At 69.0% G+C, this 13,168-nt stretch carries 11 protein-coding genes and 1 pseudogene; 4 read left to right on the top strand and 8 right to left on the bottom strand.

What is annotated here, in order from left to right; translation table 11 throughout:
* From AC08OU_RS15460 to AC08OU_RS15450, 3 genes are all read left to right on the top strand, one after another.
* A partial coding sequence (locus tag AC08OU_RS15460) for a transposase (RefSeq protein WP_476605188.1) occupies positions 1-205 on the top strand: 205 nt, incomplete at its 5' end.
* A 193-nt stretch (positions 206-398) separates the two neighbouring features.
* A complete protein-coding gene (locus tag AC08OU_RS15455) occupies positions 399-2,261 on the top strand; it encodes a phosphoenolpyruvate synthase (RefSeq protein ID WP_476605187.1) in 1,863 nt (620 codons plus the stop codon).
* Between the two features lie 3 nt (positions 2,262-2,264).
* Positions 2,265-2,819: a PEP-utilizing enzyme gene (locus AC08OU_RS15450; RefSeq protein ID WP_476605186.1), complete on the top strand. Its 555-nt coding sequence runs from the start codon at positions 2,265-2,267 to the stop codon at positions 2,817-2,819.
* A gap of 596 nt (positions 2,820-3,415) precedes the next feature.
* On the opposite strand, the gene AC08OU_RS15445 is transcribed toward AC08OU_RS15450, so the two are convergent.
* Positions 3,416-4,513, bottom strand: a complete 1,098-nt coding sequence (locus AC08OU_RS15445) for an aromatic ring-hydroxylating oxygenase subunit alpha (protein WP_476601035.1) — start codon at positions 4,511-4,513, stop codon at positions 3,416-3,418.
* Positions 4,514-4,839: 326 nt separating this feature from the next.
* Complete coding sequence (locus AC08OU_RS15440) at positions 4,840-5,772, bottom strand: hypothetical protein (protein ID WP_476601037.1); 933 nt, start codon at positions 5,770-5,772, stop codon at positions 4,840-4,842.
* A 240-nt stretch (positions 5,773-6,012) separates the two neighbouring features.
* On the opposite strand from AC08OU_RS15440, the gene AC08OU_RS15435 reads away from it, so the two are divergent.
* The gene (locus AC08OU_RS15435; RefSeq protein WP_462187484.1) at positions 6,013-6,300 is read left to right on the top strand and encodes an SDR family NAD(P)-dependent oxidoreductase; all 288 of its coding nucleotides are present in this window, start codon (positions 6,013-6,015) and stop codon (positions 6,298-6,300) included.
* Here AC08OU_RS15435 and AC08OU_RS15430 read toward each other — a convergent pair.
* The 6 genes and pseudogenes from AC08OU_RS15430 to AC08OU_RS15405 form a co-directional block, all read right to left on the bottom strand.
* Positions 6,204-7,235, bottom strand: coding sequence for a 2-oxoglutarate and iron-dependent oxygenase domain-containing protein (locus tag AC08OU_RS15430; protein ID WP_476601040.1), 1,032 nt, complete (start codon positions 7,233-7,235; stop codon positions 6,204-6,206). The two genes, AC08OU_RS15435 and AC08OU_RS15430, sit on opposite strands and share 97 nt — an antisense overlap.
* 30 nt (positions 7,236-7,265) lie before the next feature.
* Positions 7,266-9,377: a dipeptide ABC transporter ATP-binding protein gene (locus AC08OU_RS15425; protein ID WP_476605190.1), complete on the bottom strand. Its 2,112-nt coding sequence runs from the start codon at positions 9,375-9,377 to the stop codon at positions 7,266-7,268.
* Positions 9,299-10,222 (bottom strand): ABC transporter permease, encoded by a 924-nt coding sequence (locus tag AC08OU_RS15420; RefSeq protein ID WP_476601045.1) that lies wholly within the window; start codon positions 10,220-10,222, stop codon positions 9,299-9,301. Before AC08OU_RS15420 ends, AC08OU_RS15425 begins: the two co-directional genes overlap by 79 nt.
* A gap of 76 nt (positions 10,223-10,298) precedes the next feature.
* Positions 10,299-11,174, bottom strand: a pseudogene (locus AC08OU_RS15415) (ABC transporter permease); the annotation flags it as partial.
* Positions 11,175-11,180: 6 nt separating this feature from the next.
* Positions 11,181-12,572, bottom strand: a complete 1,392-nt coding sequence (locus tag AC08OU_RS15410; RefSeq protein ID WP_476605185.1) for an ABC transporter substrate-binding protein — start codon at positions 12,570-12,572, stop codon at positions 11,181-11,183.
* A gap of 504 nt (positions 12,573-13,076) precedes the next feature.
* The gene (locus tag AC08OU_RS15405) at positions 13,077-13,151 is read right to left on the bottom strand and encodes a putative leader peptide (protein WP_476605189.1); all 75 of its coding nucleotides are present in this window, start codon (positions 13,149-13,151) and stop codon (positions 13,077-13,079) included.
* Positions 13,152-13,168 lie beyond the last annotated feature (17 nt).

Here is a 13,168-nt window from a genome sequence, read left to right as displayed (position 1 = left end):
CCTCACCACCACGATCAGCACCTGGTGGACCTGCATCGAGGCGTTCCTGCACAGCGGCATCACCAACGCCGCCAGCGAAGGCCACAACCGGGTCATCAAGCTCGACGCCCGCAACGCCTTCGGCTACCGCAACCCCGAAAACCAGCGGCTACGAACACGCTGCGCAACCACCCGCCGAGCCCGCAGATGCCTCAAACCCGCTTAACTTCGAAGAGCCCCTATGGGGGACGCGGTGACGAGGGAAGGCAACGAGAGATGAGGACGTGCCCAACACGAGGTTCGACAGAGCTGGAGGTGCCGGTGATTCGATCGGCCAGTGCAGTGGAAGAGAGCACGGCTGCCCCGGAGGTATCGCGATGAGCGAGCAGTACGTGTTGGGTCTTCAAGAGGTTGACGAGATGCAGGTCGCGGTCGTTGGCGGCAAGGGTGCGCACCTGGGGGCGCTGTCGCGGATCGAAGGCATCCGCGTGCCGGCTGGCTTTTGCGTGACGACGGACGCCTTCCGGCGGATCATGGCGGAAGTGCCGTCGATCGAGGGTCGGCTCGAGCAGCTGTCGCGCCTGAAGCCGGATGACCGGGAGGCGATCCGCACGCTCAGCGCGGAGATTCGCCGGACCATCGAAGGGATCGCCATCCCGGGCGATCTCGCGGCGGCGATCCTCCGGCACGTCAGCCGGTGCTGGGCCTCGCTGTTCACCGAGCGGGCCGTGACCTACCGCCAGCGCAACGGCGTTGACCACCGTACGGTCCACATGGCGGTGGTCGTGCAGCAGATGGTCTTCCCTCATGCGGCTGGCGTCCTGTTCACAGCCGACCCCGTCACGTCCAACCGGAAGGTCGCCTCCGTGGAGGCCAGCTTTGGCCTCGGTGAGGCCCTGGTCTCCGGCCTGGTGAACCCGGACGTCTTCAAGGTGCGCGACGGCGAGGTCGTCGCCGAGGCGGTCGGCGCCAAGCAGCGTGCGGTTCACGCCTCGCCGGCGGGCGGGACGCAGGAACAGGCGATCGACCTGGAGCGGCAGGAGCAGCCGACGCTGACGGCTGCGCAGGTCGTGCGGCTCGTGCAGCTCGGCCGGCGGATCGAAGCGCACTTCGGCCGCCCCCAGGACATCGAATGGTGCCTGGTCGACGACGGCTTCCAGATCGTCCAGAGCCGGCCGATCACCACGCTGTTCCCCATCCCCGAGTCCGGCGACCGGGAGAACCACGTCTATGTCTCCGTCGGCCATCAGCAGATGATGACCGACCCCATGAAGCCCCTGGGGCTCTCCTTCTGGCAGATGACGACCCCCGCGCCCATGGCCGAGGCCGGCGGCCGCCTGTTCGTCGACGTCACCCAGAGGCTGGTCTCGCCGACGAGCCGCGCCGGCTTCCTGGAGCTCATGGGGAAATCCGATCCGCTGACCGGGGACGCGCTGCAGACCATCCTCGAGCGCGACGGCTTCATCCGGCCGCTGCCTGACGAGGGTCCCCCCGGGCCACTGTCCGGCGGCGCGCCAGCCCCGATCGAGACCGATCCGGCCATCGTCACCGAGTTGATCGGGCGCAGCGAGGCTTCCATCGCCGCCTCGGAACGCGACATCCGGACGAAGTCGGGAGTGGCGCTGCTCGACTTCATCCGGGTGGACCTCCAGAAGCTGAGGCGGATCTTGTTCGATCCGCGGAGCCATCAGGTGTTCATGTCGGCGATGGAGGCCACCTGGTGGCTCAACGAGCGGCTGGAGGCGTGGCTGGGCGAGAAAAACGCGGCGGACACACTCACGCGGTCCGTGCCCCACAACGTCACGTCGGAAATGGGGCTGGCGCTGCTCGACGTCGCTGACGTGATCCGCCCACATCCGGGCGTGGTGGCGTTTCTGCAGCACGTCGAGGACGAGGGTTTCCTGGACGCGCTGCCCAAGCTCGCGGGCGGGCGGGAAGCGCGAGACGCCGTCGAGGCCTGGCTCGACAAGTACGGCATGCGCTGCGTCGGCGAGATCGACATCACGCGGCCGCGTTGGCGTGAACGCCCCTCCACGCTCGTGCCCATGATCCTCGGCAACATCAAGAACTTCGAGCTGGGCGAGAGCCGACGACGCTTCGAGCAAGGCCGGCAGGAGGCCTGGAAGAAGGAGCAGGAGCTGCTGGAGCGATTGCGGGCCCTGCCGGACGGGGAGCGCAAGGCCGACGAGACGAAGCGGATGATCGACCGGGTCCGGACCTTCATCGGGTACCGGGAGTATCCGAAGTACGGCATGGTCAGCCGCTACTTCGTGTACAAGTAGGCCTTGTTGGAAGAAGCCGAGCGCCTCGTACAGGCCCACGTACTTCGTGAGAAGGAGGACATCTTCTACCTCACGTTCCAGGAGCTCCACGACGTCGTGCGCACGAACCGCGTGGATGACCGGCTCATCGGCCGGCGCAAGGACGCGTTCAGGTCGTATCAATCGCTCACGCCGCCCCGGGTGCTCACGTCGGATGGCGAAGTCATCGCCGGGGCGTACCGACGCGACGATTTGCCGGCCGGCGCGCTGAGCGGCCTACCGGTCTCCGCCGGGACCATCGAAGGGCGGGCCCGCGTCATCCTGGACATGGCACGGGCCGATCTCGAACCGGGCGACATCCTCGTCACGGCCCACACGGATCCCAGCTGGACGCCCCTCTTTGTCGCCATCGCGGGCTTGGTGACGGAGGTCGGAGGATTAATGACTCACGGCGCGGTGATCGCACGGGAGTACGGATTGCCGGCCGTCGTCGGTGTGGTAGATGCCACCCGACTGATCCCCGATGGGCAGCGGATCCGCGTGCACGGCACCGACGGGTACGTCGAGATTCTACCCTGACTGATCACACCGAGAACACCCATCCGTGACTTCCGACCAAAACAACGCTAAACGCTAAGAAGTTAATCTTTCTGGGTTAGGATTCGGAATGAAATAACTTGTTCACTTCGGGGTCCTCGCGAGCCCGTGACCTGCGAAGACGCATATCGGCTTGCATTAATTACTTCATTACGAATTCTTACGCGGATGTGGGCGCGTCCTCGGCGGCGAGGCGCTCGCAACGTCGCTTCCCCCACTCGCCCAGCGGGCGGAGGGCCTCGTTGAGGGACGTGCCGTGCTCGGTGAGGGACGTGCCGTGCTCGGTGAGGGACAAGGACGAGGGCGCCGGGATAGTCCTCCAGCGTGGCCTCCAGTTCCTCGACGAGCGTGCGGGACAGGTGATTGGTCGGGTCGCCCTTGGCCTTCCGTAAGCGCGGAGTCTTCATCACCTCCGGCACGCTGGAGCGAGTGTGACAGCCGGACTCGGCCAAGCTGAGATCAGATCGTTGCTGGAGGAACTGGACGCCGAAGACGACGTCCCGGCCTCAAATTCGAACGGATCCACGGGCCCCGGCCCACCCGCGCCGGGGCCGGCGCGGGGCCCGTCCGGACCGGCGCTACCCGCCGAATGCGGCAAGTGCCTCGTCGATGACCGCATGACGATGGTGCAGCCCCGGCTCGTTGCGCCCGAAGACGAGCTCAGGCCGCACCCCCGACGCCATGTTCTTCTGGATGTCGATCGCCATGCGGTAGTCCTCGTCGCGCACCGTGGCGTGCGCGTACTCGAAGATCTCGTCCGCGGCGGTTCGCGTCGCCTCGTCCGTGAGATCCATCGGCGACGCGTTCTGGTGGTAGGTGATCGAATGACCCGGCCCGCTCCCGGGATAGACCCGGAACACCTCGCCGTTGGCGACGGTGACCGAAAGGACAACGTTGGGGAACAATGCGTAGATCACCACGAGGTTGTGCAGTGGTTCCCATTCTTCCTCGGGCTTGTCCGCGAGGTCCGTGATGTGCCGCATCGGGAAGACCAGCCGATGGTGCGGGCCGAAGGAGTCGAACAGCGCGCAGTTGCTCTTGGTGATCAGCGCGAACGTGTCCCGGTGCACCGTGGCGAAGTGATAGTTCTCGGCGAACGTGTCAAGCGCGAACTTCCAGTTGATCGGGAAGTCGAGCACCTTCTCGCCCACCGAAGCCCAGCTACCGATGTCCCAGGACGCGAGTTCCGGGCCGAGCTCTCCCAGGTGGGCGTCGATGTCCAGGGGACCGCTGTCCGGCTGGAGACCGACCCACAGGAATCCGGAATGCTCCGCGGCGGGCAGTTGCGTGAGGCGGGGCTTCCCGGCCATCGTCGAGGGGAAACCTTCACGGCCGGGTCCGCCGACGAAGTCACCCTGGGCGTCATATACCCAGGCGTGATACGGGCAGACGAACCGTTCGGCCACGCCACAGCCCTCCGCGACCGGCGCCTGGCGATGGGCGCAGACGTTCTGGAAAGCCCTGACCGTGCCGTCCTCGCCCCGGGTCAGAAGCACGGGAACGCCCATGACGGTCTTCGTGCAGTAGCTTCCGGGCGCCGGCAGCTCAAAACGGTAGCCGACAAGCTGCGGAGAGCGCAGGACAAGCTCGCGCTCGCGCTCGAAGCGTTCCTGGCCCGTGTACGCCAGGGCTGGCTGGCGGCGCTCAGCGGGCACCATGTCGGTTGTCTTGTCCATCGCGATTTTGAGCGCCCGTCGAGTGAGATCGATGAGCTCGTGGCGGTCGATCTGAGGCCTCCTTGATGCGGCAGTCCTGATACGGCGGTTACGTCATGCCAAGAGTGCCGAAGTATCGGCACAAGATCGCATATGACGTAGTAGCGAAATCGTATATGCCCTCGGCCAAACGCCGTTGAGCCGGCATCGTCGAATTCTCAACAGGAGCGACGGTGTCACTCTATGTGCAACACCGACAATAATCCCGGGTAGATGGGTACGCTATGTCATAGACATACGACCCTGCGTAGACGACACCCGAACGGATGGTCAGGCCGAGCCGATGGTCAGGGCGAGCAGGTGCTGCCGGGCTGACCGAAACCCGGCCGGGAGAGGTCGAGGTCGATCCTGTTGTCCGGGCCGAGGACGCGCGTGCGTTCCAGGACGCATTCCCGATGCGTCACGGTGTCGGTGACGGTGATGCGCTGAGGGCCGGCGTAGAGCGATCCGCTACTCCAGTCGGACGACCCGGTGCTGGTGCGAACGGCGAAGGAGGAGATCGGGTAGCCGGTGGAGGAACGGGCGTGGCCACCGAAGATGACGATCCGCACCCGGCCCGGTGCCGGCGGCCGGCCGCGGTCGGTCAGTTGCCCGCTGATCCGAGCGGTCCCGGGGTCGCCGAGGGCGGTGAGGGCGATGCGGCCGATGGCGACGGAGTACGTCCAGCCGTGCGCCCAATGGTCGAACCGGTCGATGTAGAAACGCGAATGGACAACCTCGGCGTCATGCGCCTGATCCGGGTAGAACTCGAACGACAGGCCGGCGGTGCGCGCTCCCCAGTCGGTCCGCAGCAGACCACCCCGGACCAGGTCGGGCTGGGTGTTGCTCATGAAGTAGCCGGCCGGGAAAAGCAGGCCTCCGCCGGGAGGGAAACGGGAGTAGGTGGTGTAACTTCCCCGCTCCTGGCAGGCGTTGACGAAGGCGTCGCCCGTACGGGTCCGCGGGTCGTAGTTCTGGCAGGGAAGGTACGGTCGGCTGGTCGACCCGAGCACCAGGTCCACACCGACCGCACCGCCGATCGATGTCGGGCCTCCGTTGCGATCCGTGAACCCCTCGAAGGGAACCGCGACGCCCTCGCCGCGGCTGGGACCGCCGGCCGCCCTGACCGGCGACGATGTCGCCATGGAAAGTAAAATGATTACGACCGCGAGCAGGAAAGCTCTCCTCCCCTCACGCGTCCTCGCGCTCCAGACCCGGGTACGAGCCAGCCCGCGGATCATGTCGACGTCCTCTCGCCTGGGGAGCCTCTGCCATCAAGCCGATGACACACGCAGGGAGGGGTCGCGGCGGCGGTGCTTTCCATAACCGACACGCAGTCGTTGCGAAACCGCAAGGAGAATGTCCGCTCGTGCTCAGCCTCCTGGAGCCCCCTCGTTCCCGTCTCCGGGCCGCGACTACGGCACGCGGCTACGGCACCTGGGGAACCGATCAGATGACACGCATGGGATGAGAGGGATAAAATGGCCGGTTGGATTCCGACGGTAGTCGTGACGGGTGCGGGACGGGGAATCGGCGCGGCGATCGCCACCGATCTCGCCCGGCGCGGATATCACGTGGTCGTGAACTACCGGCGGGATGCCGCGGCCGTCGCGGCCGTCGTCGCCGGCATCCAGCGGGACGGCGGCCAGCGGAGGTCAGCGGCCGATCCAGGTCAGGGGCCGGCGGAGGTCTCGGCGAGCTCCGCGACGAACGGACGGCACTCCCGCCACGCGGCCACCTGCTCGGGCCGGCCGAAGACCTTCAGGTAGTTCTCGACGTTGGTCTCGTCGATCTCGCCCAGCACGACGGGTTCGAAGTCGGTGCCGTCCTCCCCGACGAAGGCCGGCAGCGGTTCCAGCACAGTGTCCAGACTCGGATAGTAGAAGATCCCGGTCGACTGCCGGGTCGCGCTGCCGCCGGCCACGACCCGCTGCCGGCCGGCCGGCAGCAGACCGTTGGTCCAGCGGGTGAGGATCGTTCCGGAGAGCACCTGCAACGCCCCGGGCACGACGGGCACCGGGATCCAGGTGCCGTCGGGCTGTTGCGCCTGGAGCCCGGAGTACTCGCCGTGCTGGTGCAGGACGGTCACCGCCGAGCCGTCGGCGTGCTCCAGCAGGAGAAGCTTCTCCTCCTCGGAGGCCGTGTCCGGGTAGGTCCAGGTCGGGTAGTCGTTGACGAGCAGGTTGAGGTGGTACGGCTCGTCCTGCGGGAAACTGCCGGCGGGTAGTCCGAGCAGCCGCTCGTACAGGCCGAGCACCCGCCGGGCCAGCGCCGCGGCCGCCTCGGCGTAGGCGACGGTGGCCCCGCGCAGGTCGGGGTCCTGCGGCGGCCAGACGTTGGCGTGTTGGTAGAGCCCGAGCCACCGCTTCGACACGCCCGCCGCGGCAGCGTCGGCCGGGTTGTCGAACTGGCCCACGGAGTACCGTTCGATTTCCAGGCGGCCGAAGTCGTCAGGCCACTGCCGCCAGCCCCGGAAGGGGTGTCCGGTGGGGCTGGCCAGCTTCGCCTTCTCCGCCCGCGGCAGACGCAGGATCCGCTCGACCCGACGCTGGAAGTCCTCGATCAGCTCCAGCGGAACGCCGTGGTTGACAATCTGGATCAGGCCGATCCGCTCGGCCGCCGCGCGCACGCGCCGCAGCAGGTCCGCGGGCGCGTCCTCGGCGAGGGCCACTTCCAGGTCGATGACGGGAATCTCGTCGGTCATGGCAGGGGGTCCTCTCCGGTTTCTCCGACATCAGACATTCTCCTTCTCCGCCATCGCCCCGGGGCCCGCCGCCGGCAGTGGCGGGAGCACAGGCAGATCAGCGGCGTCGAGATGGCAGTGCACGGTGTGGGATGCCGTCATGGCGGCCCCGTCGAGCAGTCGGACGGGAGGGACAACGGAGTCGCAGAGCCCCTCCACCCGGCTGGGGCAACTCCCGGCGAAGCCGCAGCCCACGGCCGCGGGGAGGGTGGGCCGGGTCTTCCCGAGCCGCCCAGCCCACCCGGCCCGCCCGGGCGGTGCCGGATCCACCGGTGCGGTCAGCGTGTGGGTGGCGGTCAGCGTGTGGGTGTAGGGATGATGCGGTCCGGCCAGTACCGCGGCGGCCGGGCCGACCTCCACGATCCAGCCCCGGTGCAGGACGGCGACCCGGTCGGCGAGGTAGCCGACGACGGCCAGGTCGTGCGAGACGAACAGGTAGGACACGCCGTCGGCGTCCCGGGTGGTGGCGAGCAGCTCGAGCACCGCGGCCTGGACGCTGACGTCAAGCGCGGACACCGGCTCGTCGCAGACGATCAGCTTGGGATCGCCCGCGAGGGCCCGGCCGATCGCGACGCGTTGCTTCTGACCGCCCGACAGCCTCGGCGTCATCACCGGCAGCAGCCGGGAGCCGAGCTCGACGCGCCCGGCAAGGTCGGCGACCGTGCCCTCGCCGCGCAGGGTCACCAGTGCCCGGCGCAGCACCGTGGCGACGGTGTGCCGGGGATTGAGGGTGGTATCGGGGTCCTGGAAGACCATCTGCACGCGTCGGCGGTTGTCCGCGCGGCGGCGAAACAGCGATGCCGGTAGCGGCCGGCCAGCGAGCCGGATCTCGCCGGGTCCGTCCGGGCCCAGGCCCACCACGGCCCGGGCAAGGGTCGTCTTCCCGCTGCCGGACTCCCCGACAAGGCCGAGTACCTCCCCGTGGCCGATGTCGAGGTCGATACCGGTGAGCACGGGTGTCCGGCCATAGCTGCGGGACAGCCCCCGCACGGTCAGCAGCCCCGGCCGGGCCTCCCGCGGGGCCACGCCGACGACCTGTTCGGGACGGCGCAGCAGTCCGACGCGGTCGCCGTGATGGCAGCGCACCGTGTGCCCATCGTGCCCGCCGGGTCCGTCCGGGGAGTCGGCGACGGGGGCAAGCGGCGGCTCGGACGCACGGCACACCTCGTCGGCGAGCGCGCACCGGTCGACGAAGATGCAGCCCACCGGCCGGTCGGTCGGCGACGGCGGCTGCCCGGGCACCGCCGGTATCCTGCGTTCCCGCCTGCTCATCCCCACCCGCGGGACGGCGGCGACGAGGGCGGCGGTGTAGGGGTGGCCAGGCGCGGTGAGCAGGTCGGCCGCCGTGCCCTGTTCGACCAGGCGGCCCGCATACAGTACGCCCACCCGGTCACAGGTACGCGCCACCAGTTCAAGATCATGACTGACAAGCATGACGGCGGCGTCGATCCGGCGCCGCAGCGCCTGGATCAGGTCGAGGACCTCCCGCTCGACGGCGGCGTCAAGGCCGGTGGTCGGCTCGTCGAGGACGAGCAGGCGGGGGCTGCCGGCGAGGGCCGCGGCGATGCCGACCCGCTGCTGCTGGCCCCCGGAGAGTTCGTGCGGCCAGCGTCGCGCGATCGTCGCGGGCTCGGGCAGCCGCACCGCGCCGAGCAGCTCGACGGCCCGCGCCCGGGCCTCGGCCCGGGACAGCCCCCCCAGCCGGCAGGCCTCCGCCACCTGCGCGCCGACCCGCACGGTGGGGTCCAGGCTGCTGCTCGTGCCCTGGTGGACCATGGCGAAGGCGTCGGCCCGCCACCGCCGGTGCTCCCGGGCGGACAGGGCCCGCACGTCGACCCCGTCGAGCACGATGCGGCCGGCGTCGATGGCACCCTCGCCGGGCAGCACGCCCGCGAGCGCCGCGGCCAGCGTGCTCTTGCCGCACCCCGACTCTCCGACCAGGCCGTAGGTCTCACCGGGTCGGACCCGCAGGCTGACGCCGTCGACGGCGACGGCCGGTCCGCCGGACGACGGGTAGCTCACCGTCAGTCCTTCGACGACAAGCCCCCCGGCGGCCACGGCCTCGCCCACCACCCCGTCGCCCACCACCCCGTCGCCCACCACCGCGCGGCCTGTTCCCGCAGGTTGTCGGCGATCAGCGCGACACCGATGACGAGACTTCCGACGGCGAGCGCCGGGAACAGCACCGTCCACCAGCCCTGCTGGAGGAAGACCCGGTTGTCGGCCACGGAGGCCCCCCACTCCGGGGATCCCGGTGGCTGGCCGAGTCCGAGAAAGGACAGGGTCGAGGCGGCGAAGACCGCGTCGCCCAGCCTCGACGTCGCCTCGACCAGCACGGTTCCGGTCACGTTGGGCAGCACCTCCCGCCACAGCAGCGACCAGAACGGCTCGCCACGCAGCCGGGCGGCCTCGACATAGGGCTTCTCCCGCTCGACCAGCACGGCCGCCCGCACGCTGCGGGTCACGATCGGGACGAAGAACGTTCCGATGACCAGGACGAGGGTGGTCGTCGAGCGGCCCACAAGTGCCACCACCACCACGGCCGCGACCAGATTCGGGAAGACAGCGAGCACATCGACGACCCGCATCACGATCTCGTCGAACAGGCCGCGCCGCGCGCCGCATACGAGCCCGAGCAGGCTTCCGACCGCCACCCCGAGCGCGGTCGCCAGCGGAGCGACCTCGAGCACCGGGCGGGCTCCTGCCATCACCCGCGACAGCACGTCCCGGCCGAACTGGTCGGTGCCGAACAGGTGCCCGCCGCCCGGCCCCAGCATCCGCTGGGACGGATGCTGGGCCATCGGATCCGCCGGCGCCAGCTGCGGCCAGAACACCGCGACGACGACCCAGCCGACCAGCAGGAACGCGCCGACCACGAAGCCAGCCCGGAAGCCAGCCCGGAAGCCGACCGTGACGCTCGCCGCGGAATCCACCGCGGTGTCGTTCACCGCGCCCCCTCCCCACCCGTACGCGCGGATCGAGCAGCGTGTACACCAGGTCTGCGACGACGTAGATGCCCATCCCCACCGCGCCGAGCACGATCGCGCCGGCCTGCAGGGTCGGCACGTCCTTACTGGTCGCCGACGACAGCAGCAGGTCGCCGATGCCCTGGTAGCCGAACAGCAGCTCGACGGTCACCAGTCCCGCGAGCAGGAACTGCAGCTGCACGGCGAGCGCGCTCGTCGCCGGCACCAGCGAGTTGCGCAGCACGTGCCCGCGCACGAGCTGCGCCTCGGACATGCCACGCACCCGCATTGCCCGGATGAACGGGCTGGCGAGGACCGCGACCGTGCTCGCCCGCACGTGCCTGGCGACATAGCCGGTGCACAGCAGGACCAGGCAGACTGCGGGCAGCAGCAGATGCCGGATCAAGGTCAGCGGACCGGCCCCCGGCGGTGCCTGCGCCGACGAGGGCAGCCAGTGCAGCTTCACGCTGAAGAGGACCAGCAACACGACGCCGGTGACGAACTCGGGAACGGCACCGCGGCTCAGGCCTGTGACGCTGAGGATCCGGTCGGTCAGCCGCCCCTCGCGCAATCCCGCCGCAAGGCCGAGCGCCAGCGCGACAGGGACCAGCAGGACGAAGGCGAGCAGGGCAAGCGTCGCGCTGTCGAGCAGACGCTCGATCACTAGCGGGCGGACGTCGGCTCCGAGCGTGTAGAAGCGCCCCCAGTCACCGGTGGCGAACCCACCCAGCCAGTGCAGGTAGCGGGGCACCAGCGGCTCGTCGAGACGCAACTGGTGGCGCAGCGCGTCCACCGACGCCTGGCTGGCCTCCCGGCCCAACACGACGCGCGCCACGTCGCCGGGGATCAGTTCGGTGGCGATGAACACCAGGAAGCTGACCGCCAGCATGGTGACGGGGATCGTCGCCAGCCGCCGGGCCAGGAAACGCACCATGCCGGATCAGGCCCGGCTCACGGTTGTCAGGTCGAGGAAGGCCGACGGGTGGGCGCGTAGCCCCCTGACCCGGTCGGACCGGTAGGCCCGGACGGCCCCGGACCACACGGTGATGATGACCGGCACGTCCTCGTGAAGGGCCCGCGCGATGATCTCGGCCTGCTTCTTCCGCTCGGCGGGGTCGGTCGCGGCGTCGTAGGCGTCGGCCGCGGCGTCCAGGGCGGGGTTGGCGTACTTCGAACCGTTCCAGACCGCGTGGCTCTTCACCATCGGGATGATGAACTGGCTTGGCGTCGGGCGGCCCACCCAGCCGACGAGGTTCGCGGTGGTGAACAGCCAGGGGGTGTCGGTCTCCTGGTTGCCGCCGTAGAACGCATCGGAGGTCTGCTGGTCGAGATCGACCGTGATCCCCACCTGCTTGAGCTGGTCCTGGATGACCAGCGCGTAGGCCTTGTTCGGGGCGCCGAAACTGAGAGTGAACCGCAGGTTCTCGACCCCCGCGGCGGACAGCAGCGACCGGGCCTTCGCCGCGTCCTTCGCGCGTTGCGCGAGGTCCTTCGGGGCGGCCGCGAACGCGGGCGCGAGAAGGTGGTCGTTGCCGAGGACGCCGACCCCGTTGTAGACGGAGGCGAGGACACCCGGCCGGTCCAACGCGTAGGCGATGGCCTGCCGGACCTCCTTCTTCGTGAACGGTGGCTTGTCGACGCGCAGGGTGAACGCGGTCAGGCTGGTACCGCTGACCTTGTCGACGGCGATGGAGTTGCTTCCGGCGATCGGGACGACAAGGTCGGCCTCGGACAGGATCTGCGCGTCGATGGCGCCGCTCTGCAATGCCAGCAGGTCGGCCTGGGCGTCCTTGTGGAAGGTCACCTTGACGCCGTCGAGGTAGGGCTTGCCGGCGTCCCGGTACTTCGGGTTGCGGCGCAGCGAGGCTCCCTGGCCGACGTCGTAGGAGTCGAGCCGGAACGGCCCGGTGCCGATCGCCTTCGTGGCGAACGTGCCGACCTTGTAGTCGCTCTTGAGCACGACCGCGTTGTAGTTGCCCGCGGAGACCAGGTAAGGGAAGTCGGAGAACGGCCGCTCGAGGTGGAAAACCACCGTGTCCGCCCCCGACACCGCCACGCCGCCGGCCTTGAGGACTGACGCGAAGGCGGACAGGGCAGCGGACTTGTTCGCCGGGTCCAGCAGCCGGTCGAACGACGCCTTCACGGTCGGCGCGTCCAGCGGGGTGCCGTCGGAGAAGAGCACGCCCTTGCGCAACGTGAACGACCAGGTGCGTCCCGCGTCGGACGACGTCCACCCGGTCGCGAGCTGAGGGCGGAGCTGGAAGTCCGGATCGAGCCAGATCAGGTACTCGGCGACGAGCTGGACCAGCGCGATCACGGTGCCGTCGTACATGGTCACCGGGTCCAGCGCGGTGGGCGGCGTCGGAGCCCCCAGGGTGATCAGGCCGCCACGCCGGCCTCCCGCGGCGCCCGACGCGCCGGCCGCGCCCGTGTCCGCGCTGGATCCGGAGCTGCCGCAGGCCGCGAGGAACGCGGCGATGCCGCCCGCACGGGATGCTCGGCGGCGGAGGACGTCCGATTCCCGGCAAGGTCGATCGGGGAAGTCGGAAATGACGACATGGATATGGATCCTTTGCGTGATGAACGAGGAGGACGAACGAGGAGGAGGAAGAGGAGGACAGGCGTCGCACCGCGATGGTCGCGACGTGGAAGTGTGAAGTGTGGGTCAGCGCCCGATCACGCGAACGACACGTGCCCGTCCAGAAAATCGGCGATCGGATCCGACACCCGACCGCGGCAATTATCCGGGAGAAGGACCGTCAAAATCTGGAGGAAATTTTCGGAAACAATGTTGACCGCTAAATCCACGCGACGTGCGGCCAGCTCGTTCTCCCCGTCAGCGACAACACAGGGAGCTTGCGACGCGGCGGAGGTCGAGATACCTCCGGGCAACAAATGCCCACTTCAACATCACACTCTGACCATAGC

The sequence above is a fragment of the Frankia sp. CcMO1 genome (genome assembly GCF_977945845.1).
This window is presented reverse-complemented; position numbering and strand designations above follow the sequence as displayed.